18 protein-coding genes are annotated in these 23830 nt (G+C 30.4%); 4 read left to right on the top strand and 14 right to left on the bottom strand.

Annotated elements, in window-relative coordinates:
* Positions 1 to 70: 70 nt before the first annotated feature.
* A complete protein-coding gene (locus IFB02_RS12350) occupies positions 71 to 553 on the top strand; it encodes a hypothetical protein (protein WP_106688673.1) in 483 nt (160 codons plus the stop codon).
* Between the two features lie 48 nt (positions 554 to 601).
* On the opposite strand, the gene bshA is transcribed toward IFB02_RS12350, so the two are convergent.
* From bshA to IFB02_RS12305, 9 genes are all read right to left on the bottom strand, one after another.
* The gene (bshA, locus tag IFB02_RS12345; protein ID WP_106688672.1) at positions 602 to 1738 is read right to left on the bottom strand and encodes an N-acetyl-alpha-D-glucosaminyl L-malate synthase BshA; all 1137 of its coding nucleotides are present in this window, start codon (positions 1736 to 1738) and stop codon (positions 602 to 604) included.
* An 89-nt stretch (positions 1739 to 1827) separates the two neighbouring features.
* Positions 1828 to 4788, bottom strand: coding sequence for a glycoside hydrolase family 3 N-terminal domain-containing protein (locus tag IFB02_RS12340; RefSeq protein WP_106688671.1), 2961 nt, complete (start codon positions 4786 to 4788; stop codon positions 1828 to 1830).
* A 112-nt stretch (positions 4789 to 4900) separates the two neighbouring features.
* Positions 4901 to 6124 (bottom strand): phosphoserine phosphatase SerB, encoded by a 1224-nt coding sequence (gene serB, locus IFB02_RS12335; protein WP_106688670.1) that lies wholly within the window; start codon positions 6122 to 6124, stop codon positions 4901 to 4903.
* A gap of 9 nt (positions 6125 to 6133) precedes the next feature.
* On the bottom strand, positions 6134 to 6616 hold the full coding sequence (locus IFB02_RS12330) for an ABC transporter ATPase (protein ID WP_106688669.1): 483 nt from the start codon (positions 6614 to 6616) through the stop codon (positions 6134 to 6136).
* Between the two features lie 205 nt (positions 6617 to 6821).
* Positions 6822 to 7607 carry a (Fe-S)-binding protein gene (locus IFB02_RS12325; protein WP_106688667.1) on the bottom strand — a complete coding sequence of 262 codons (786 nt, stop codon included), beginning with the start codon at positions 7605 to 7607 and terminating at the stop codon, positions 6822 to 6824.
* 12 nt (positions 7608 to 7619) lie between these two features.
* A complete protein-coding gene (locus IFB02_RS12320; protein ID WP_106688666.1) occupies positions 7620 to 7943 on the bottom strand; it encodes a hypothetical protein in 324 nt (107 codons plus the stop codon).
* 8 nt (positions 7944 to 7951) lie between these two features.
* Positions 7952 to 9262, bottom strand: a complete 1311-nt coding sequence (locus tag IFB02_RS12315) for a (Fe-S)-binding protein (protein WP_106688665.1) — start codon at positions 9260 to 9262, stop codon at positions 7952 to 7954.
* A 21-nt stretch (positions 9263 to 9283) separates the two neighbouring features.
* Complete coding sequence (locus IFB02_RS12310; RefSeq protein WP_223878847.1) at positions 9284 to 10237, bottom strand: MlaD family protein; 954 nt, start codon at positions 10235 to 10237, stop codon at positions 9284 to 9286.
* A gap of 54 nt (positions 10238 to 10291) precedes the next feature.
* A complete protein-coding gene (locus IFB02_RS12305) occupies positions 10292 to 11401 on the bottom strand; it encodes an N-acetylmuramoyl-L-alanine amidase family protein (RefSeq protein ID WP_106688664.1) in 1110 nt (369 codons plus the stop codon).
* An 87-nt stretch (positions 11402 to 11488) separates the two neighbouring features.
* Here IFB02_RS12305 and IFB02_RS12300 point away from each other — a divergent pair, with 87 nt between their 5' ends.
* The 3 genes from IFB02_RS12300 (at position 11489) to IFB02_RS12290 (ending at position 15807) form a co-directional block, all read left to right on the top strand.
* A complete protein-coding gene (locus IFB02_RS12300; RefSeq protein WP_106688663.1) occupies positions 11489 to 14269 on the top strand; it encodes a putative LPS assembly protein LptD in 2781 nt (926 codons plus the stop codon).
* Between the two features lie 9 nt (positions 14270 to 14278).
* Positions 14279 to 14659 carry a Rid family detoxifying hydrolase gene (locus IFB02_RS12295; protein WP_106688662.1) on the top strand — a complete coding sequence of 127 codons (381 nt, stop codon included), beginning with the start codon at positions 14279 to 14281 and terminating at the stop codon, positions 14657 to 14659.
* A gap of 110 nt (positions 14660 to 14769) precedes the next feature.
* On the top strand, positions 14770 to 15807 hold the full coding sequence (locus tag IFB02_RS12290) for a GMP reductase (RefSeq protein WP_106688661.1): 1038 nt from the start codon (positions 14770 to 14772) through the stop codon (positions 15805 to 15807).
* 16 nt (positions 15808 to 15823) lie between these two features.
* Here the strand turns inward: IFB02_RS12290 and IFB02_RS12285 are convergent, their stop codons facing one another.
* The 5 genes from IFB02_RS12285 to IFB02_RS12265 all read right to left on the bottom strand — a co-directional run bounded on the left by IFB02_RS12285 (position 15824) and on the right by IFB02_RS12265 (position 23755).
* A complete protein-coding gene (locus IFB02_RS12285) occupies positions 15824 to 16186 on the bottom strand; it encodes a methylglyoxal synthase (RefSeq protein WP_106688660.1) in 363 nt (120 codons plus the stop codon).
* 2 nt (positions 16187 to 16188) lie between these two features.
* Positions 16189 to 17049, bottom strand: coding sequence for an N-acetylglucosamine kinase (locus IFB02_RS12280; protein ID WP_106688659.1), 861 nt, complete (start codon positions 17047 to 17049; stop codon positions 16189 to 16191).
* Between the two features lie 80 nt (positions 17050 to 17129).
* Complete coding sequence (gene gap / locus IFB02_RS12275) at positions 17130 to 18131, bottom strand: type I glyceraldehyde-3-phosphate dehydrogenase (protein WP_106688658.1); 1002 nt, start codon at positions 18129 to 18131, stop codon at positions 17130 to 17132.
* Between the two features lie 31 nt (positions 18132 to 18162).
* Positions 18163 to 19149, bottom strand: a complete 987-nt coding sequence (gene pfkA / locus IFB02_RS12270; RefSeq protein ID WP_106688657.1) for a 6-phosphofructokinase — start codon at positions 19147 to 19149, stop codon at positions 18163 to 18165.
* A gap of 163 nt (positions 19150 to 19312) precedes the next feature.
* A complete protein-coding gene (locus IFB02_RS12265) occupies positions 19313 to 23755 on the bottom strand; it encodes a translocation/assembly module TamB domain-containing protein (protein ID WP_223878846.1) in 4443 nt (1480 codons plus the stop codon).
* Positions 23756 to 23830: the final 75 nt, after the last annotated feature.

The raw sequence follows: 23830 nt of genomic DNA, 5'->3' as shown, positions 1-23830 counted from the left end.
TAGGAGTAAATTTTAACATTCAAATGAATTTATATTTAATTTTACTTAAAACCTTAACAATTAAAAAATTATGAAAAATCTTTTTATTACAACCCTTGCAATCCTTGGATTTGCAACATTTAGTTATGCACAAAATATTTCTCCTAACGCAATTGGACTTCGTTTAGGTGATAGTGATGGATTTGGTGCCGAAGTTTCTTACCAAAGAGCTTTAGGTGACAATAACAGATTAGAAGCCGATTTAGGTTGGAGAACTGGAAATAACTACGATGGATTTAAACTTGCTGGTCTTTACCAATGGGTTTGGAATATTGATGGTGGATTTAACTGGTACGCTGGTGTTGGTGGTGGATTAGGCTCTTACAGCTATGATTTACCAAATGTAAATGATGATAGCGAAACTTTTGTATTTGCTGCTGGTGATGTAGGTATTGAATACGATTTTGATATTCCGTTATTACTATCTTTAGATTTTAGACCAGAGTTTGGATTTGGAGATTATAGAGATGATCTAGATTTTGATATCGCTTTAGGTATTAGATATCAATTTTAATCAAACAAAAACATAAAAAAAAGCCTCCAAAATTGGAGGCTTTTTTTATTAATAAACTTTGCATTTATTTAATGTATCTTGATAAATTGCTTCGTATTTAGGTACAATTTGCTGTATATCAAAAGTTTTTGCTTGTGTTACAGCATTCTGTTTAAATTGATTTAAAGTTTCTGGATTAGACAGTATTTTTATAGCGTTACTACTCATGTCTTCTACATCTGACACATCACTTAAATATCCAGAAAAACCGTGTTTATTAACTTCTGGTATTCCTCCTGTATTACTTGAAATTACTGGAACTCCAGACGCCATAGCTTCTAAAGCAGATAATCCAAAACTCTCGGTTTTTGATGGTAGCAAAAATAAATCTGAAAAACATAAAATACGATCTATTTGATTACTATTACCAAAGAAAACTACTTTTTCTGATATTCCTAATTCTTCGCATAAACGCTCTGCTGGTTCTCTTTCTGGTCCTTCGCCAACCATCATTAATTTTGCAGGAATTTCCTTTTGTATATTGTAAAATACTTTAATGACATCTGGAATTCTTTTTACTTCACGCATATTACTTATGTGAGTGATAATTTTCTCTTTGTCTGTAGCCATCATAGCACGTTGACAATCTGTAAAATCGTGAGTAAATTTATTAATGTCTATAAAGTTTGTGACTACATTAATTTCCTTTTTTATATCAAATAACCTAAGAGTATCTTCTTTTAAACTGTTAGAGACTGCTGTAACAGCATCTGATTTATTTATACTAAAAGTTACTGCTGGTTTATAAAAAGGATGATTACCAACTAAAGTAATATCGGTTCCATGTAATGTTGTTACAATTGGTACGTAAACACCTTCTTCTAAAAGCATTTTTTGAGCCATATATGCTGCGTATGCGTGCGGAATTGCATAATGCACATGTAATACTTCTATATTGTGAAGTTTTACCATATCTACCAATTTACTTGATAATGCTAATTCGTATGGTTGATAATGAAATAGCGGATATTCTGGCACATTTACTTCATGAAAATGAACATTATTACCAAGCAATTCTAATCTAACAGGTTGATTATAAGTTATAAAGTGAATTTGATGTCCGCGTTTGGATAACTCTAAGCCTAATTCGGTTGCAACTACACCACTTCCACCAAAGGTAGGATAGCAAACTATAGCTATTTTCATATTTTTAATTCTTGATTCTTTTAATACTTTAAAAGAATGATTAGTTATTGTTGTTAGTCTAATTTAAAGCGTAAACTTTACATTTTAAGCTAATCTATTATAGCATTATAAATTGCTTCTTGAATATTGGTTCTTATATTTTCTCTTAATAGCATGTTTTTGCCTTGTGACGTTGGATAAGTTCTATTAGCCATAAAAACATAGACAATTTCTGTTTCTGGATCTGCCCATGCATAAGTACCAGTAAATCCTGAATGACCAAAACTAGTCATACTTACACAACCACAAGTTGGTCCAACATCACCTAATTGAGGTTTATCAAATCCAATACCACGACGATTATCACTTTCGCAATAATAACAAGTATTAAATTTGTCTAAAGTTTCACTTTTAAAATAGCGTTTTCCGCCGTAAAATCCTTTTTGAAGAAAGAGCTGCATAATTTTTGCAATGTCGTTAGCATTACTAAAAATCCCAGCATGACCACCAACTCCACCTTGCATAGCTGCGCCCATATCATGTACATAACCTTGCACAGTTTCAAAGCGATAATAATCATCATTTTCAGAAGGTACAATGTGTTTATTACTTATAGTTTCAGCAGGATTATACATCGTATAATTTGCGCCTAACGATCTATAAAAATGGTCTTGTACTAATTGATCTAATGGTTTATCATAGTATCTTTCTATATATTGTTTTAAAATATAATATGGTAAATCACTATATCTGTATCTTAATCTTGATAATAAATCGGTATCTTTAATAATAGAATTTATAGAGTCTTTGTAATCGTCTCTCATATATAATTCTGGAGTAACTTTAACCGTAAACCCTTCAGTTTTTTGAGTTCTGTAATACTTTGAAGATGGTTTTTTGGTAACACTATCTAAAGTTTTATAATAAAAAGGAATCCAAGGTTTTAATTGCGCATAATGCGAAAGCATTTTTTTAAGCGTTACATTTTTTTTGTTAGAATTTTTATAGCTAGGTAAAATCTCGGAAAGTTTTGTGTCTAGACTTACAACGCCTTTTTCTTCTAATTCCATTAATAACGGTAAAGTAGCAACAATTTTTGTTAACGATGCTACATCATAAATATCATTAAATTTAACTACTTCTTTACCTTCGTAAGTATGTTTTCCAAAATTTTTATTGTAAATCACTTTACCGTGTCTTGCTACAATTAATTGAATTCCTGGAGTCATTTTTTCGTTAACAGCATGTTTTGCAATAGAATCTACCTTTTGCAAAGCATAACTAGACATACCAACACGTTCTGGAATAGAATAACCTAATCTTTGTAAACTGTTAGTTTGTATGCCATCTCCTACTTTAAAAAACTCGCCTGTAGAGACCGGTAAAACTCCTTTTGCGGGTATAGCACCAAATATTAGTTGTGCAGATTTTTGCTGTGCTACTTCACTATTTTGATAACTTACAATCACACTTTCTAAATTAGTGACTGTTTTTAAGTCCATTAAGGCGTATGGCTTAGCAAAAATGTTTAAAATGACGTTGTTGGTTCTTGTTATTTCGTACAACCAAGTTAATTCTTCATCTGAAAATTTATAAGATTTCCAAGGATTATCATTTGATTTATGAAATCCAACAATTACTGTATTATAATTTTGAAGCTTACTTATTAATCCATCTAAATTACTATCTGAAATAATATGAACATCTGTATACTTTTTTAACTCATTGTAAAATGCATCACCATTATCATCTCCAAGCTTAACATAAGCTATTTTTTTAGTTTCTAAATGTCTTAATGGAAGTTGTTTAGGTGTGTCTTTAGCTATAGTAATTGCATTTTCAATTAACATTTCATACAACACATCATCTTTTATTCGATTAAGATCTTCGACTAAATTTAAAGTATTGATAGGCTTATAATTGTGTAAACCAACTTTGTATTTTGCTTGCAATACCTTTTTAACCGAATGCGCTAAACGTTGTTCAGATATTAATCCTTTAGTGTAAGCTTCAGAAATTTTATTAATTCCGCTTGGCACATCTTCAGACATTAACATAACATCATTTCCTGCTAAAAATGCAGTTAAATCTACATCACCACGTGTATCTATACTTGACGATGAATTACCATCAACTCTTGGAACAACATACTCAGATACACCTTTCATTGTTAATGCATCTGTAAAAATTAGTCCTTTAAATTTTAATCTTTCTTTTAAAATATCGTTGATTATAACCTTTGAAATTGAAGAAGGCAATCCATTTTCTCCAGTAAGACTTGGAATATTAAGATGAGCTACCATCACACTAGATAATCCTTCTTTTATCAATGTTTTATAAGGGTAAAGCTCTATAGAATCTATTCGTTTTGCAGAAAAATCTACCGTTGGTAACGTTTTATGAGAATCTGAAGACGTATCGCCATGTCCTGGAAAGTGTTTTGCATTTGCTAAAACACCAGCACTTTGTATACCTTTCATAAAGGCTAAAGCTTTATTAGTGACGTTATCTCTATCTTCACCAAAAGAACGATTACCAATTATTGGATTATTAGGATTGGTATTAATATCTACAACTGGTGCAAAATTAAAATGAACACCTAATCGTTTACAATGCTCACCAATTTGTCTACCAGTTTGTTCTATTAATTGATTGTTTTTTACAGCTCCTAAAGTCATATTCCACGGAAAGGAAAATGTAGAATCCAATCGCATACTTAATCCCCATTCTGCATCCATACCAATTAACAAAGGAACATTTGCTTGTTCTTGTAATTGATTGTTAAGAATAGCTTGACGTTTTGGTCCGCCTTTACTATAAATTATACCACCAATTTTATGATTTTTAATTAAATCTAAAACATCATTTTTAGAAGGTCCTTCACCATTAGAAAAAACTTGCACCATATACAATTGTGCAATCTTTTCGTTTAAAGACAAGCTGTTATAAACACTATCTACCCATTTTTGCTGAGATACTGTATCTTCTGTTAATAAAGGGTTTGTAGTGTGTTGAGCTACAAGAAATGTTGTAGTTAAAAATATAAATACGAGGGAAATTTGTTTATGCATAAATTAAAGTTGTCTATTCTTATACTATTCAACTAAAAACTATGCCAAATTAGTATATTTTAAACTATAAATAAAAGACTTTAAGAATGTTTTATAAAAGCTTTATAAACATTTAATCTACTAAATCTATATGTCTATCGTGATAGCCTAAAAGATATAAAACACCATCTAATCCTATGCTAGAAATAGAGCTTTGCGCATTGTTTTTAACTTTAGGTTTTGCGTGAAATGCAATACCTAAACCTGCAAGATTTAGCATTGGTAAATCATTTGCGCCATCACCAACAGCAATAGTTTGACTAATATCAATACCTTCTTTTTTAGCGATTTCTTTTAAGTATTCGGCTTTTTTATTTCCGTCTACAATTTCACCAACATAACCGCCAGTTAATGCTCCATTTTTAATCTCTAATTGATTGGCATACACGTAATCTATACCTAATTCTTTTTGAAGATAATGACCAAAATATGTAAATCCTCCAGAAAGTATTGCAGTTTTAAAACCGTAGGTTTTTAAAGTATCTATTAAACGTCTTGCGCCTTTAGTTATTGGTAAATTTATAGCAACGTTGTGTAATACATCTTCACTTAATCCTTCTAGCAATTTCATGCGACGTTTAAAACTTTCGTTAAAATCAATTTCGCCTTGCATTGCAGATTCTGTAATTGCCTTAACTTCTTCGCCAACGCCAGCAAGTTCTGCTAATTCATCAATTACTTCTGTTTGAATTAATGTAGAATCCATATCAAAACATACTAATCTTCTGTTTCTTCTATAAATATTGTCTTCTTGAAACGCAATATCTACATCTAAATCGTGAGAAATTTGCATGAATTTTTCTGTGAATTCAGCTTTGTTTTCAATTTTACCTCTAATAGAAAGTTGAATTGATGCACGAGGATACTCTTCGGTTTTAACTAAAGATGTTCGTCCTGTTAGCCTTTTTATAGCATCAATATTCAGATTTTTGTCTGATATTACCTGAGTAACTTTAGAAATTTGTTCGGCAGTTAATTTTTCACCTAAAATGGTAACAATGTAGCGATCTTTACCTTGTAAGGTTACCCATTTTTCATATTCTGCTAAAGAAATTGGTGTAAATTTAGCTTTAACACCAAGCTCATACGCTTTAAATAATAAATCTTTAAGTACTGCTGCAGAGTTATTTCCTGTCTCTATTTCGAATAAAAATCCTAAGGATAAGGTGTCGTGAATATTGGCTTGACCTATATCTAAAACTTTTGCTCCGTAATGAGATAAAACGCTTGTTAAACTTGATGTTAATCCAGGTTTATCTTGTCCTGAAATATTTAATAGAAATATATCTTTAGCCATATTTACTTTTTAAAAGAATCTATTATGCCAGCTTTCGCTTGCTAGCACTTCCCAATTTTCGTTTAATTCACTTATATTGGTTACTAAATTATTAAAAACAATTGTGTTTTTAGATACAGCTTTGTCTTTTACCATTTTTCTAAAATCCAATAAAGATTTATGAGCAACAAATTCTCCTTGCTTGTAAGAGACATTCATTTTATCCATTAAATCTACATTGTAGTCTTGTTCTAATTGTTGTATAAATCTTACAGATGCATCTATACTACAACCTGTTGCAGCTTGAGACGATTGGTCTACCGCTAATACGATAAAACGTTTATATCGAATATCAAATCCTGCTTTAAGGTCTGATCCATGAGCTGTCCATTGCGTAATAAATTGCTCTAATTTGTGTTTAATTTGATCAAGTTCTTCTTCTGTAAAACTTCTATTAGCTTGGTAAATCCAAACTCTTGCTTCTTCTGGAAGTGTATTAAATTGTACTAACATTTAGTCTTTATTGTTTGTTGATTTTGGTTTAGCCAAAAAATAGCCAAATATCCAAATAAGAATAAAGCTTATCATTAAGTTTATAATACTAAATGATAAGCCTCTAATGTAATTAATAATGGCAACAATAACTGTTCCTATTATTGCCATAAGTAATCCCGTAAACATTTTTTGTTTGGGTGATAATTTATTTTGCATAATGCTTTTATTGCGTATTAGACAACATTTCAGCTATATCTAGCACTTCAATATCTGCTTCTTTTTCTTTAGCTTTTACACCATCTGTCATCATTGTATTACAAAATGGACAAGCTGTAATAATTACTTTTGGGTTAGTCTCTAAAGCATCTTCTGTTCTTAAAACATTAATATCTTTATCACCTTTTTCTGGTTCTTTAAACATTTGTGCGCCGCCAGCTCCACAACATAAAGAATTGCGTTGATTACGCTTCATCTCTGTAAAAGAAACACCTAATTCTTTAATTAAATCTCTTGGTGCTTGGTAAACTTCGTTTGCACGACCTAAATAACAAGGATCATGAAAGGTTACTTTTTTTCCTTTAAACGTTGATTCTTGAATTTTTAATTTTCCTTGAGAAATTAATTGAGATAAAAATTCGGTATGATGATACACTTCATATTTACCGCCTAATCCAGGATATTCGTTTTTAAGCGTGTTATAATCATGTGGATCTGTTGTTATGATTTTTTTTACTTCGTACATATTCATGACTTCTATATTAGTCATAGCTTGCATTTGAAATAAAAATTCGTTTCCAGCACGTTTTGCTGCGTCACCAGATGCTGATTCTTCTGTCCCTAAAACTGCAAAATCTACATTAGCTTTGTTTAATAATCGTACAAATGCTTTTGTTATTTTTTTTGCTCTATCATCAAAAGCACCAGCAGATCCAACCCAATACAAATATTCTGGTTGTTTGCCTTGTGCTATTACATCTGCCATTACTGGCACTATTAATTGATCGCTCATCTTGTTTAGAGTTTATTTATTTAAGGCTGCAAAATCTTTTTTGGACAGTCTTATATATATTGATAATATTTTTATACCGTTTTGTTTTCTGTTTTTAGGATCTTCCTGCTCTTCTTTTGCAATTTTTAGTGCTTGTTGTCCTAAAGCTTCTGTTTGTACATCTGTACAGTAATCACAAATTACTTTTTTTAATACTATTTTTTCGGCAGTATTATTAGCATACTTTATATGTGTAATCACTTTAAATTGTAAAGAGTCTTTTTTATAGTCCTGCGCATTTAATTTTGATAAATTAAAGCATAATAAAACTACTATTATTAGACTGTATTTACACATATAAATTATTACTCATTTACCCAGTTTAATCTATCCATTTGGTTATATGGCCAAGGTGCACCATTATTTTCTATGTTTTGCATCATGTTGTTTAATTCAACTGGTGCAGCACTTTCTTCCATTACTAAATAACGTCTCATTTCCATGATAATTTGTAATGGATCTATACTAACTGGACATGTCTCTACACAAGCATTACAACTTGTACAAGCCCAAATTTCTTCTTTAGATATGTAGCTGAAAAGATCTTTTTGATCATCTACAAACTGTCCTTTATTAGCATCTATATTTTTACCAATTTCTTCTATTCTATCTCTAGTATCCATCATTATCTTACGCGGTGATAATTTTTTACCGGTTAGATTTGCTGGACAATTACTTGTACATCTACCACATTCTGTACACGTATAGGCATTTAGTATGTTTACCCAAGATAAATCTGTTGCATCTTTTGCTCCAAAGCGCTCTACTTCTTGATCTTCTTCTCCTTCTGGTGTTGCTGCAAATGGATCTGCGTTTGGATCCATCATCATTTGTACTTCTTTTGTCACATTTGCATCGTTAGTAAATTGACCTTTAGGTGTTGTTTTACCGTAATAAGTGTTAGGAAATGCTAATAATATGTGTAAGTGCTTAGAGAAATATAAATAATTTAAAAACACTAATATTCCTGCAATATGTAACCACCAAGAAGTTCTTTCTATTAAGTGTAAGCTTCCTTTTGATAATCCAGAAAACATTGGCGCAATGTATTGGCTAATAACATTACCGTGACCTAAGTTTTGAAATGTAGTATCTGTAGCATTCATTATTAAAAATAATGTCATTAATACCATTTCAAAATATAAAATAAAATTACCATCATTTTTAGGCCAACCTTTCATTTCGGCACTTAAAAAACGTTTAATTTTTATCACGTTTCGTCTTAACCAAAAAACGATCACAGATACAAAAACTAATGCTGCTAAAATCTCGAAACTACCAATTAAAAATCCATAAACAGGTTCTGGTAATATTTTTAGTCCAACTCTATGTGTACCAAATAATCCATCGATTATAATTTCTAAAACTTCTATGTTTATGATTACAAATCCTATGTAAACTATAACGTGAAGTATTCCAGCTATTGGTCTTCTTACCATTTTACTTTGCCCTAAAGCAATGTAAGCCATGTTTTTCCATCGTTGTGATGAATTGTCTGAAACATCTACATCTTTACCAAGCTTTATGTTTCTTATTAACTTCTTAACATTTTTTGCAAAGTAACCAACGCCAACTGCCAATAGTATTGCAAATAGAATATTAGGAATGTACTGCATGATTATATTTATTTAATTTAGTTAGTTATTATCTTCAATTTCGTTTCCTTCAGCATCGTAACGTTTTGGCTTTTTACCAAATAATGAAAAATGAACGTAACGCTTAGGATTAAGCTTCATGTCTTGTAAAAGTTGCTCCATTTGTAATGCTGCGCCTTCTAAATTATTATAAAGTTTATCGTCTTTTAATAATTTACCTAGAGATCCTTCACCGTTTTCTACACTAGCTAATAGTGCATTAACATTGGTTAATGTACCTTCTAATTTTTCTATGCTTTTACTTAGCTGAGCTTCTTTTAAATCTGTAGTCAACACTGTTAAGTCTTCACTAATTTGTTTAAAATTTTGAAGTACTTGCGCAATATTTTCGTCATTTTTACTTACCACACCATTAATAGAATAGGATAAGTTTTTAAAAGATTTTAAAGTAGAATTTAACTCGGCTATCGTATTTTTTAAACCGTTTTCTGAAGTATCTGTAACAAGTCCGTTTAGATTAATTAGTAAAGTGTCTGCAGATTTTAAAGTAGAATCTAAATCTGTACTAAGCTCAGAAAAATTACCTGTAAGCTTATCTACCAAGCCTTGCTCTACTTCAGATTTTAAAAAATCACCATTTTTTGCATATTGATTATCATTTGCAAAAATTATTGCTAATGCATTATTATCCATAAGACCTGGTTTGTAAAGTCTTATGGTGCTGTTTTTTGAAAATTTTATATTATCGTCTACTGTAAAAGATACTCTAGTTTTTCCTGAGTTTATGTCGTAAACAATATCTTTTACTTTTCCTACAGGATTACCTTTTACGGTTACAGAAGAGGATTTAGAAAGTGCATTATAATCAAACTCGGTATAATACACATCGTCATTTTCTAATATGTTATTACCTTTTAGATAGTTAAAACCAAATACAAATAAGAATACACCTAAAATTACTATTAGTGCCGCTTTGATTTCTTTAGATATTTTCAAAATATATGATTTAGGTTAGTTACAAAAATAAGAAATAAAAAAAATAATTATTGCCTAATTGGATTTGCTTTTTAAAGCATCGGAAAGTTTTATTTGTTTACCTTCTTTAAATGCAGTTATAAATGCGGTTTTATAACCTTTATTAACAGCTTGTATTTGAAGTTGTTGCGCTTCGTTATAATCTGAAGTATAACCGTAATAATACTTATAAAGGTTACCAACTTTTTCTCTAGAAATATCGTTTAAGCCTTTAAAATTATACGATTTAGGCTCTAAAGATTTAGAACTAGCGGCTAATTGCACCTTAAAAACAACGTTTGTAATTGTGTTTTTTGGAGTAATTACTTTAGTCTCTATTGGGATTTCTAAATGATTACCAACATTTCTATCTACTTCTTTTTTATAATCTAAAATTGCATTGGCAATAGATGTAGATAATTCGTTTTGTCCTTTTTTAGAATTTAAGTATTTACCTTCTTGTGTATTAGTTACAAATCCAGTTTCTATAAGTACGCTAGGCATTACTGTTTGATGTAAAACTATAAAACCAGCTTGTTTTACGCCTCTATTTTTTCGTTTTAGTTTGTTTGTAAAATTATCTTGTATGTTTGTTGCTAATTTTATGCTTTGGTCCAGATATTCTTCTTGCATAAACGACAAACCAATAAAAGACTCTGGTGATTTTGGATCAAAGCCAGCGTAGTTTTCTTCGTAATTTTCCTCTAGAAAAATTACTTCGTTTTCTGCTTTAGCAACTTCAAAATTTGTATTGTTTCTGTGCAAACCAAGTACGTAAGTTTCACTTCCATAAGCTTGAGTATTGTGAGCATTACAATGCACAGACACAAATAAATCTGCATTATTATCATTAGCTATTTTACCACGTTTGTATAAGTTTACAAACACATCTGTTTTACGCGTGTAAACCACTTTAATATCTGGTTGCTTATCTAAAATAGCACCAATACCTAATACAACTTTAAGTGCAATATCTTTTTCTTTTAATCCGGATTTAGCATGTTTACCAGGATCATGACCACCATGACCAGCATCTAAAACTACAATAAATTTATCTTTTTTAGATTGCGCATTTGCCTGATATACACCTACAAATGTTAATAGTATTGTAAAAAATACGAAAAGTTTAAAAGTGTTCGTTTGCATAGTTATTATAACCTTTTTTTATACGGTTTAGTATGAATTACAAATTTTAACGAAATATAAATATTTCACAAAAAAATATATGTAGTTTTGTCAATTCAAAAACCAAGCCATACTTTTACAAAAATACATTTAAAAGCATTGCATACACAACGTCTTAACATACTTTTTGCCCTTAGTTTTACAGTGTTTATTAACACTGTGTGTTTTGCACAAAAGGATTTGCCAGAAAAAAATACCGAAATTCCTTCGGTAGAAGATTCTACCGAAACACCGCAAGAAAAAGAAACAGACACTACTGTAACTATACTTCCTGAAGATTTTTTAGAAACGCCTAAAAAAAATGATTCGACTAAAAACGATTCAATACAACCAAAAACACAACTACTTTCTAGTACTGTTACTTATAAAGCTACAGATTATATGGCTTATAAGAAAAAGGAATCTAAAATGTATCTATATAATGAAGCCGAAGTGTATTATGAAGATATGGAAATTAAAGCCGGAAGTATAATTCTGGATTTTGATAAAGATTTAGTTTATGCTTACGGTATTAAAGATACTTTAGGAAATTACACGCAAAAACCTAGTTTTAAACAAGGTACTAACGAGATTATTCCAGACTCTATTATATTTAATACAGTTACTAAAAAAGGGTTGATTTACAACTCTCAAACAGAACAAAATGGTGGTACTTTAATTACTGAAACTACAAAAAAAATTAACGATTCTGTTTACTACGTAAGAAACGCAAAATTTACTACTGCAGAAGATTTAGATGATCCAGAATATTACTTTTTAATAAGTAAAGGTAAAATTGTACCAAATTCTAAAGTAATTACAGGTCCAACACAAATGCATATTTACGATGTGCCAACGCCTGTTTGGATTCCGTTTGCCTTTTTCCCGTTAACTAAAACTAGAACTTCAGGAATTATTTTCCCAAGTTTTGGTGAAGATGGTAGACGTGGTTACTTTTTACAAAATGGTGGTTATTATTTTGCTATTAGTGATTATGTGGATTTAGCTACTATTGGCGATTATTTTACTAATGGAAGTTACGGACTTAGATTAGAAAGTAAATACGCAAAACGTTACAAATTTAATGGTAATGTTGGTTTTAGATACGAAAATTTAATTACTAGCGAACGTGGTTTTCCTGATTATGCAAAAAACACCATTTATAATATAAGATGGTCACATGCACAAGACTCTAAAGCTAATCCAAATTCTAGATTCTCAGCATCTGTAAACTTAGGTAGTAGTAATTACTATCAACAATCTGTAAATCAAGTAAATTTACCAAACACACAAAATAATACATTAGCCTCTTCGGTCTCTTATTCTAAAACTTTTCAAGGTGAGCCACAAGCTAATATTAGCTTAACAGCAACGCATTCTCAAAATACACAAACTGGAATTGTAAATATGACGCTACCAACTTTTCAAGGTAGTATTAGCAGGATTTATCCTTTTGCGCCAAAATTTGGAGCTAAAAAAGGTATAATTCAAAATATTAACTTTCAGTATAATGTAAGAGCAGAAAATAGAATTAATACCGAAGAAGAATTTTTCTTTAAAAGTGAAATGTTTGACGATGCTAAAGTTGGTGCTAAACACTCGGTTCCTATTGCTACAAACTTTAAAGTCTTTGATTATTTTAGTGTTAGTGCAAGTGCAAATTTTGACGAAGTTTGGACATTAAACCCAATTAGAAAGTATTACGATCCTATTACCGAAAGTATTTTAACTGAAGAACTTAATACGTTTGATGCTTTTAGAACTTATAACTTTAGTACAAGTATAGGAACTACTCTATACGGAATGTTTAACCTAGATAAGAAAAACGAAGGTAAAAAACTTCAAAAAATTAGACATGTTGTACGTCCATCTATAAGTTACAATATCAATCCTGCATTTGATAATTATTATGATACCGTAGAGGTAATTGATGCAGATGGAACAACACAGTCTGAATATACTAGATTTGAAAACAGTATTTTTGGACGTCCAAACAAAAACTTTTCTAGTGCTATTGGTATTGGTGTTTCAAACAATTTTGAAGCAAAAGTTAGAGATAAAGACACAACCAACTTAGAGCCTAAAAAGATTACTTTATTAAACAATCTTAATTTTTCTACATCTTATAATGTAGCTGGCGATTCTTTAAATTGGAGTCCTTTACGTGTTACCGGTGGATTACAAGTATTAAATAATAAAATGAACATCAACTTTGGTGCTACTTTAGATCCTTATGCTTTAGATGCTAACAATAGAAAAATCAATACTTTTAATATAAATAATGGCGGAAGTTTATTTAGAATGACTAGCGCTAATCTTACTTTAAATTATAGTTTAAGTAGTAAAAGTGGAAAATCTACTACAGAAAGTCAAAGTGCTATTAACGAGCGTTTACAAGGTGGTGGACGAGCAGATGATCTTTTTGGAGTATCTGAAGATTTTGCAGACCAACAATTTAATAGAGATGGTATTGACGAAGATGAAGAAGAGGAAGAAGAATCTGAATTATACAATTATAAAATACCATGGAATGTAAGATTTGCCTACGCTGTAAACTACTCTAATGCAGCTAGACAAGACGAAATATCTTCACATTCTTTAATGTTTTCTGGAGATATCGAAATTTCTCCTAAATGGTCCATTGGTGGATCATCCAGTTATGACTTTAAAAATAAAGGATTTGGTTTAACACAACTACGATTTCAAAGAGATCTTTTAAGTTGGAGAATGAATTTTAGTTGGGTTCCTTTTGGTACATATAACCGTTGGAATTTCTTTATTGGTATAAAATCTAGTTTACTTAAAGATTTAAAATACGAGCAAAGACGTAAACCAGATGAACAATTATAACATCGTATCATGAAAAAAATAATAACTACAACAAATGCTCCTGCTCCAATTGGTCCTTATAACCAAGCAGTTTTAAGTGGAAACACTTTATATACTTCTGGTCAAATTGCTATAAATCCAACAACTAATAAATTGGTTTTAGATGATATTAAATCTGAAACTAAACAAGTCATGGAAAACTTAAAAGCAGTTTTAGAAGCAGCAGATATGACTTTTGAAAACGTTATTAAAACCTCTATTTTTATTAGTGATATGCATAACTTCTCTTTAATAAACGATGTGTACGCTACCTATTTTGACGAAGATTTTGCGCCAGCAAGAGAAACCGTAGAAGTAGCAAATTTACCTAAATTTGTAAATGTAGAAATTAGCATGATTGCTGTAAAATAAATACGGTATATTAACTATTGTTAATAAATCTTAGTTTCAATTTTAATTTTAGGCTCTACAATATCACTTAATCTTGTATTTTTGATAGTAACCAAATCCATACTATCAAAATGCGTATAGAATATGATATTAAACTAGGTTTTAAAGATGTAATGATAAGACCTAAACGATCAACTTTAAAAAGTAGATCTCAAGTTGATTTAAATAGAGAATTTAAATTTTTACATAGTAATCTTACCTGGAAAGGAATACCAATTATGGCTGCCAATATGGATACGGTTGGCACATTTAATATGGCTTCTGCCCTATCTAAGCACAATGTATTTACTGCTATTCATAAACACTATTCTTTAGAAGAATGGAATTCGTTTTTAAATACAAGTGAGAAAGGAATTGAAGATTATATAGCTGTAAGTACAGGAACAGGATCACAAGACATACAACGATTACAGTCTATATTTACCAAGCATCCATTTTTAAAATTTATTTGTATTGATGTGGCTAATGGTTATTCTGAACATTTTGTGGACTTTTTAAAGAAAACAAGAGATCAATTTCCTGATAAAGTTATTATTGCTGGTAATGTGGTAACAGGCGAAATGGTTGAAGAACTATTGTTGTCTGGTGCAGATATAGTAAAAGTAGGAATTGGTCCAGGTAGCGTTTGTACAACACGTGTTAAAACTGCTGTAGGTTATCCTCAACTATCTGCAATAATAGAATGTGCAGATGCTGCACATGGTTTAGGTGGTCAAATAATTAGTGATGGTGGTTGCACTATTCCTGGAGATTTAGCAAAAGCTTTTGGTGCAGGAGCAGATTTTGTAATGCTTGGCGGTATGTTTGCTGGTCATACAGAAAGTGGTGGAATTACTATTGAAAAAAATGGTAAAAGCTATAAACAATTTTATGGAATGAGCTCTGCAACTGCTATGAATAAACATGTTGGTGGCGTTGCAGATTATAGAGCTAGCGAAGGAAAAACTGTAGAAGTTCCTTTTAAAGGTGATGTAGAAAACACATTACAAGATATTTTAGGTGGTTTAAGAAGTACGTGTACTTATGTTGGTGCAGAAAAACTTAAAGAACTAACCAAGCGTACAACGTTTATAAGAGTTGCCGAACAAGAAAATCAAATTTACAGTTAATAAAAAAAGCACTTTTTTAAAGTGCTTTCATTAATAATTCTGCAGTTGCCGGATTTGTTGCTAGCGGTATATCGTGTACATCACATAACCTCATAAGCATTAACACATCTGGCTCATGCGGATGTTTTTCTAAAGGATCTCTAAAAAACAAAACCATTTGACACTTACCTTCTGCTACTCTAGCAGCAATTTGTGCATCACCACCTAAAGGACCTGATAATAATCTAGTCACTTCAAAACCAGCTTTTTTAACCTTTTTACCAGTTGTTCCGGTAGAAATTAATGTTATATTTTTTTGTAATAAAATGTCTTTATGTTGATTTAAAAACTGAACCATATCAGCTTTTTTACCATCATGTGCAATTATAGCTATTTCCATATTTAAGTCGCATCTGTATGAAAGGATACTAATCCTTCTATTGGACGTCTTTCAAAATTACCTACAGTAAAGCCCATTTCTTCTGCAACTTGCTTAATTTCATCTTGACAGAAAAATGAAATTGATCCAGCAAAATGTACTGGTACAGTTTTTAACTCTTCTTTAAACTGCATAATCATATTATTTGCAAAACGTCTAAATCCTCTTTTTATTAATTCTCTAATATATTCTGAGTCTTTATTTAGTATCATAAACTCTGCAAACTGCGCCAAATATGCATTTGGATTTGGCTGTTTGTATAAGTTGTACTTAATGTAATCTGCATCTAGATTATACTTATCACCAAAAGCAATTTTAATATCTTCTGGCATATGGTTAAAGTAATAATCTCTTATTAATTCTTTACCGTAATAGTTACCTGAAGCATCATCCATTAATGTATAACCCAAAGATTTTACACGTTGATGTAGCTTTTTACCATCATAATAACTACAATTAGATCCTGTACCCATTATACAAACTACTGCAGCTTCTTGAGGATTATTTATGGTTGCAAACACAGCCGCCATAGTATCTTCTTCTACTTTTACTTCTGCGTTTGGAAAAAATTCGTTTAAAACTAATTTTAGAACTAGTTTAGGATTTTCGGTACCACAACCAGCACCATAAAAATAAACATGAGTTACTTCTTCTCTATGGTTATTTAATGGTTCGCTTTTTCTTAAAACTTTTCTAATCTTTTTTTCTGAAAGTATAGCAGGATTTAATCCTTTAGTACGGATTTTTTCTAATAACTGATTTCCTTTACTATCTACAGCTTTCCAGTCACACTTAGTAGATCCGCTATCAACAATTAATATCATATAAGGTTGTTTAATATAAAAAAAGCGTAGCACTTTTAGACAAATATACTACGCTTTTATTTCATTAAAGAATTTATCAATTAAAGTGAATTAACTTTTAAAGCTAAATCTACTAATTTATTAGAATATCCAAATTCATTATCATACCAAGATACTAACTTGAAAAATCCTGGGTTAAGCTCGATAGAAGCATCTGCATCAAAAATACTTGTTCTGTCATCACTAACAAAGTCTTGAGATACAACAGCCTCATCTGTATAACCTAAAACACCATTCATTTCTCCTTCAGAAGCTTTTTTCATAGCTGCTTTAATTTCTTCTAAAGACGTTTCTTTTTTTGTTTTTACTGTTAAATCTACTACTGAAACATCTACAGTTGGTACTCTAAACGCCATTCCTGTTAATTTTCCGTCTAATTCAGGAATAACTTTTCCTACTGCTTTTGCTGCTCCTGTAGAGGTAGGTATAATATTATTTAATGCAGAACGTCCTAATCTATAGTTTTTTCTAGAAGGCGAATCTACAGTGTATTGAGTAGATGTTGCTGCGTGTATTGTTGTCATTAACGCTTCTTCTATTCCAAAGTTTTCGTCTATTACTTTAGCAATTGGTGCTAAACAATTAGTTGTACAAGATGCATTAGAAACGATGTTATCTGCAGCTGTTAATTTGTTATCGTTTACTCCCATTACAAACATTGGTGCATCTTTACTTGGTGCTGAAATTACTACTTTTTTAGCGCCTGCTTGTAAGTGATAATCTGCTGTTTCTAAAGTTGTAAAAATTCCTGTACATTCTGCAACTACGTCTACTCCTGCTTCATCCCATTTTAAGTTTTTTGGATCTCTTTCTGCAGTTACTCTAATAGTTTTTCCTTCTACTACTAAATTTCCATCTTTCACTTCTATTTTACCATCGTAACGTCCATGTACTGAATCATATTCTAATAAGTATGCTAAATGTTCTACATCTAATAAATCATTTATAGCTACTACTTCTACGTTGTCTCTTTTTAAGGTTGCTCTAAAAACGATTCTTCCTATACGACCAAAACCGTTTATTCCTAATTTTAATGTTGACATATTTTTATTAATTTGTTTTAGTTTTAATTATTTATGTAGTCATAATATCAGACACTCTAATTAGTTCCTGATCTATTTCTGACTTACCTTTTACTGCTTGTTCTAATGGTGTTAAAGCTATTTCGTCTTTAATTAATCCTACCATGTAATTGGATTTACCTTCAAGTAAACTTTCTACAGCTGTTACGCCCATTCTACTTGCTAATACACGATCAAAACATGATGGTGATCCACCACGTTGCATGTGACCTAAAACAGATACTCTTACTTCATATTCAGACATATTCTGTTCTACATAATCTTTTAATTCGAAAACATTTTTTCCTGTTTTATCGCCTTCTGCAACGACAACAATACTTGAAGATTTTCCTGATTGTTTACTTCTTCTTAAAGACTCTAATAATCTATCTAATCCTAAATCTTCTTCTGGAATTAAAATTTCTTCTGCTCCTGCGCCAACTCCTACATTTAATGCTATGTGACCTGCATCTCTTCCCATAACTTCAACAAAAAACAATCTGTTATGTGAGCTTGCTGTATCTCTAATCTTATCAATACAATCTACTACTGTATTTAAAGCTGTATCGTATCCTAATGTATGTGAAGTCCCATAAATATCATTATCTATAGTTCCTGGTATTCCCATTACTGGAAAACCAAACTCTTCGTTAAAAACTAATGCACCTGTAAAACTTCCATCACCACCAATGACTACTAAAGCATCTACTTGTTCTGCAACTAAGTTGTCGTAAGCTTTTTTACGACCTTCTTTTGTCATAAAAGCTTTTGATCTGGCAGATTTAAGAAATGTTCCGCCTTTATTAATAATATCTTTTACGCTTCTTGCTGTTAAAGGCTTAAAATCGCCTTCTATCATACCTTCATAACCGCGGTAAATTCCTACGCATTCTATATTATGAAAAGCACATGTTCTTACAACAGAACGAATAGCTGCATTCATACCTGGAGAATCGCCACCAGATGTAAAAACGGCTATCTTTTTTATTGTATTTGACATATAAATAATTTGTTAGTTATGTAAAACTAATAAACAAATTTAATTATTAACAACTGTTTGGCTAAAAATTTGTGAAGTACCGTAAACTATAACGTTTTCGTTAATAACTATTTAATTATGAAGTAGTTTTTATGAAAATTTTTAATGCTTTAGAAGCGAAAAATTAGTCTTCTTTAAAGGTTGTGTTGGACTTGAAAACTGGATCTGTTTCCGTTGCAGTTTGGTTTGGATTTTGGGAATTGTTGTTGTCGTCTTCTTGATCGTTTTCTTCTTCTTTTTCTTTTTTAGGATTGAAAATTTTACGAAGTAATTCTCCAAACGTATCAAAATCTACATTATAAGCAATACCTACACCTTGTGTGTAACCTATCTCTTCACCAAAATTTCTTATACTGTTTTCTCTATTAAAAACTTTTGCTATTAGTGTTCCTTCTTCATTTAATAAAAAATCTACTTGAACATCACCTGCAATTACAGAATCACCTAATCCTCCAACTGGTACTCCAACTTTACCATTTATTAGGACACGATCCGAAATCTTAGTTTGTAAAGTTACACCAACACGGTTATCTGTTTGAAAGTCTGGTCTGTTTTGTCCAGCTTCAAAATTTAATCCTACGTTAAATTTACCATCACCAGAGGATAATAAATTATTTACTAATCCATTTAAACGCTCGGTTAATGTTCCTGTAAAGTTTAAGTTTTCTAATCCACGACTAAAAGAACCTGTTGCTAATAAAAATAACGCTTGATTTTCTCTATCCTCTCTAGAGTCTAAACGATAGTTTAATTCGGATTTAATTGTAGAACTTGTATTAGGAAACTCAAACGCATAATTAATGGTTGGTCGTTCTAATTGATCTGTTAGCTCTAAAGTTAAATCTACTGGAATACTTCTATTAATTGGCGAATCTAATAATGGTGATGGATTTGCTCTCGTACTATATTTTGCTTTAATATCTATTAAGGCTTCCAATGGTGCGCCATTCCAAGCTAATGTACTTACATAAGGCTCTACAATAAATTGCTTTTGTACTACACCACTGTAAAGAAAATTATAAACACCTTCATAAACCACAAAATCGCCATACATATCAAATTTATTATTGGTATTTATTTCTATTAATAATCCACCAACTCCACGACCTTTAATTGTACTTCCAGATGTTTTATCAATCAAGATTTCAATTTCGGCATCTTGAGTTACGTCTAATTCAAAATTTAGATCTAAACCTTCATCTACTTCAAAATCTATCTCTTTTCCTTCTTCTTTAGCTTGTTTTTCTTCAGGCGTTAAAAAATGAATAATTGAATTATCTCCAAAAGATTCGTTATCATTTAGAGGAATTTTAAACACTGTTCCTTCCTTAGTTTCGGCAATTACATTTATGCTTAATGCATCTGTAGATCCAAATATTTTTGCACTTCCGCCAATAAATGCAGTACCGTAATACATAGATTCTTCTGTATATTCAGTATCAAGCACTAATAATTTTTGAGTAGAAATATCTAGATCTAATTTCCAATCTGAAAAATTGTTGTGACTTATGCTTCCGCTAAAATTACCTTTAGAATTTGCTTTAGTATCTGTTATATTAGTTTTATTAAAAATAAAACTTTGGTTGCTTAAGGTTAATGATGTGTTTTCTTGGAAGTCGTAATCTACATTTAAATATGGTATGCCTAAACCACCATTATCTATTTTTAATTCTCCATTAAAATTTGGCTTATTTAAGCTTCCAATAACTTTTGTGTTTCCTGTAATTTCGCCTCTAATATTACTTAAAATTCCGTCTAAAAATGGATTAAGTGGTTTTAAACTAAATTTATTAAAATTTAAATTTACATCTATATTTGGGTTTTCTCCAGCTACGTAAATATTACCATTGGCTAAGAATGAATTTGTAGCGTCGTCCTTTATTTTTGCATTAACATTGTAGTTGGACAAGTCTGAGTTTCCTTCGATATTAGCTTCAAAAGAACCTAAATAAGTTTTATTTAATTCTAAATCGTCAATTGTTATGTTAGATGTTGGGACATAACTACCATTTTCTTGTAAAATATTTAATTTACCGTTAATAATTCCTCCAAGTGATAAACTGTCTATTTCGGGTACTATCTTATTTAAGTCTACTGCTTTAAAATTTAGTTTTAGGTCTTTGTAGGTCGAGTCTTTTATAACACCTGCTAACTTGATTTCTTCTTCTTGATGGTTAAGGATTAAATCTTCTATTGTAAAGTCTTTAAAATCACGATCAAAAACAATTTTATTATAGTTGTTTTTGTCTTCATTTACATACCATTTATTGCCTTTAAATGTTACGTCACTTTTCTTAAATCCAAATACAGATTTGTCTTCTTGATTTATAGTGTGATAAAAACTAAGGTTATATAAATCGTCATTACGTTTTCCACCTTTAAACTCAGATCGCATATATAACGTATCGTTTAACGTCACGTTTATTAAATTGAATTTAGAAATACTGTAAGGTTTTGTGTAAATACTATCAATTTCTACAAACGTATTAAATAAAGGATTGTTGTTATCTACTTGAACTTCTATTGCATTAGCAAAATAGTCTAGAAGTTTAATTTTTGGTGATTTAAAAGTTAACTGAAACGCTTTTTCATTACTTTCTACTCTACCCTTAATATATGTGTTTGGTCCAAGCTCTACTTCTGGTAAAAATACTTCTACAATTTTATTATAAATTTTAAAATTGAAATCTATGTATTGGTTGCCTTCTATGGTATTAGGTACGTAATTGGTATACATACTTTTAATAGAGTTTTCAAAAAGAGGCTCTAAATCGTTAAATTTGAATGATCCACTTAGTTTTCCTTCTATAATTTCTGGCGAATTTATATCTATTATATGCTCGTTATTTATAAACTGAGAATTAATTTCGAAGTCTTTAAAACTGTAAGTATCATTTTCATTAATATACGTTGTGTTTTTAAACTGAATGTATCCTACTGCATCATCTAAAGTTGTTGCATTCATTTTCATATCTACAGTTCCAGAAAATTCAGATTGCTCGTCTCTATTGTAAAAATTTAATGTTTTTAGGTTAGCATATTTTACATCGGCAACAAAATCGAAAGAATTAACATCTTGTGATAAATCTGCTAAACCGTTAAATTCTAATTGTAAGTTAACATCGTCTATAACTAAATTACCATTAAATTTACTTTGCTTATAGTTACCGTTTACTACAATGTTTTGGTAATTATATTTATTATAATTAATACTATACACATCACCTTTTAATTGGGTAGATAAGTTTTCTTTTTTAAATCCAACTCCATCTACATCAACGTTTAAAGAGGTTGTTGTTAGATTAGGATCGTCAAGTAGTTTTCCTATATTAAACTCGTCAAAAATAATATTTCCTCTATACGATGCATTATCAATATTATTGATATTAAACATCTTTAAATCAGATTTTACGTAACCTAAGTCTGTATTTATTTCTAAATCTGCAATAATATTATCCGGTGTAATATGTGTATCGCCTTTTGCTGTAAAATTACCAAGCTTATTAAATATAGACGGAATTGCTTCTCCTAAAACATTTGGTAATAACGCTTTTAAATCTTTGTAGTTAGAAGACAGATTGGTAAAACTACCATCCATTTCAAAATTATTGGCTTCACTATTAAAAAGATTTTTAAAATTAATAGTTCCGTAAATTTTAGTGTTACGACTTGTATTAAGTTTTAAATCATTAGTCGTTAAATCATTTAATGTACCAGATAATTGTGTACTAAAACTTGCGTATTGTTCTTTACCAAACTCATTATAAAACGTGTTTAAATCGTCTAGTAAAATATTAGCTTCGGTAAAATTTGCATCTACATTAACCTTATCTTCAAAAAATTTAAAATCTTCACGATTATAGTTAAAATGAAGCTGACCTTTAACAAAAGATTCTTGAGTTTTAATGGTTAAATTATCAAAACGCATTTGTGTTAAAGTATAAGAAAAGTTTGTAGAAAGATTTTCTAAAGCCAGACCACGACTATCTAAAAACTGCATTGTATTTATACGTGCACTTACATCGCTTGCATCAATCAAGAAGTTAGTAGCATTAATATTTAAGTCTTCAAACTGAAGTATTCTTGGTGTTTCCTTATTCTCATCAATTAGTCTAAATATGCCATTTGTGATAGTAACATCACTAGAAGACATTAAAAAACTACTTTTTTCTTCACTTGGTGTGTCTTCATCAAATCTAGAAACAAATACATCTAAATTGGTATCGGTTTCGCCTTGATATGTTTTTACATTAAAAATTAAATCTTCAAGAACAATATCTCCAAAATTTAGTGTCCCGTTAATAACATTTTTTACACTTAATATAGAGGTGTTTATTTTGGATGCAGCAATTAATGTGTCCTTTTTATAATCTCTTATTAATACACCTTTTATATTTACATCACCGTTATACTGAAGCCCTATTTTATCAATATTTATATTGGTTTTAAAGTCTTCATTTAATCGTTTAGTAGCGTATTTACCTAGTTTGGTCTGTACAGCAGGAATAGAAAAAACTAAAATTAAAATAATAAATAGCAATAGTAGTATTGCTATAATTTTACCCAATATTTTTAGTGCTTTTTTGATGCTGTATTTAAATTATAATTTAATAAAGAAACTTTTACCTTTGCATATACGTTA

The sequence above is a fragment of the Mesoflavibacter profundi genome, assembly GCF_014764305.1.
Classification (GTDB): domain Bacteria; phylum Bacteroidota; class Bacteroidia; order Flavobacteriales; family Flavobacteriaceae; genus Mesoflavibacter; species Mesoflavibacter profundi.
Note: the sequence above shows the minus strand (reverse complement) of the source record. Positions and strands in the feature narration are given on the sequence as shown.

Bases quoted from the DNA above. Each gene is read 5' to 3' on its own strand.
- gap (WP_106688658.1), bottom strand. From the start codon at position 18,131: ATGTCAACATTAAAATTAGGAATAAACGGTTTTGGTCGTATAGGAAGA.
- IFB02_RS12330 (WP_106688669.1), bottom strand. From the start codon at position 6,616: ATGTTAGTACAATTTAATACACTTCCAGAAGAAGCAAGAGTTTGGATT.
- IFB02_RS12290 (WP_106688661.1), top strand. From the start codon at position 14,770: ATGCGTATAGAATATGATATTAAACTAGGTTTTAAAGATGTAATGATA.
- IFB02_RS12285 (WP_106688660.1), bottom strand. From the start codon at position 16,186: ATGGAAATAGCTATAATTGCACATGATGGTAAAAAAGCTGATATGGTT.
- IFB02_RS12280 (WP_106688659.1), bottom strand. From the start codon at position 17,049: ATGATATTAATTGTTGATAGCGGATCTACTAAGTGTGACTGGAAAGCT.
- IFB02_RS12325 (WP_106688667.1), bottom strand. From the start codon at position 7,607: ATGAGCGATCAATTAATAGTGCCAGTAATGGCAGATGTAATAGCACAA.
- bshA (WP_106688672.1), bottom strand. From the start codon at position 1,738: ATGAAAATAGCTATAGTTTGCTATCCTACCTTTGGTGGAAGTGGTGTA.
- IFB02_RS12315 (WP_106688665.1), bottom strand. From the start codon at position 9,262: ATGCAGTACATTCCTAATATTCTATTTGCAATACTATTGGCAGTTGGC.
- IFB02_RS12320 (WP_106688666.1), bottom strand. From the start codon at position 7,943: ATGTGTAAATACAGTCTAATAATAGTAGTTTTATTATGCTTTAATTTA.
- IFB02_RS12305 (WP_106688664.1), bottom strand. From the start codon at position 11,401: ATGCAAACGAACACTTTTAAACTTTTCGTATTTTTTACAATACTATTA.
- pfkA (WP_106688657.1), bottom strand. From the start codon at position 19,149: ATGTCAAATACAATAAAAAAGATAGCCGTTTTTACATCTGGTGGCGAT.
- IFB02_RS12340 (WP_106688671.1), bottom strand. From the start codon at position 4,788: ATGCATAAACAAATTTCCCTCGTATTTATATTTTTAACTACAACATTT.
- IFB02_RS12350 (WP_106688673.1), top strand. From the start codon at position 71: ATGAAAAATCTTTTTATTACAACCCTTGCAATCCTTGGATTTGCAACA.
- serB (WP_106688670.1), bottom strand. From the start codon at position 6,124: ATGGCTAAAGATATATTTCTATTAAATATTTCAGGACAAGATAAACCT.
- IFB02_RS12295 (WP_106688662.1), top strand. From the start codon at position 14,279: ATGAAAAAAATAATAACTACAACAAATGCTCCTGCTCCAATTGGTCCT.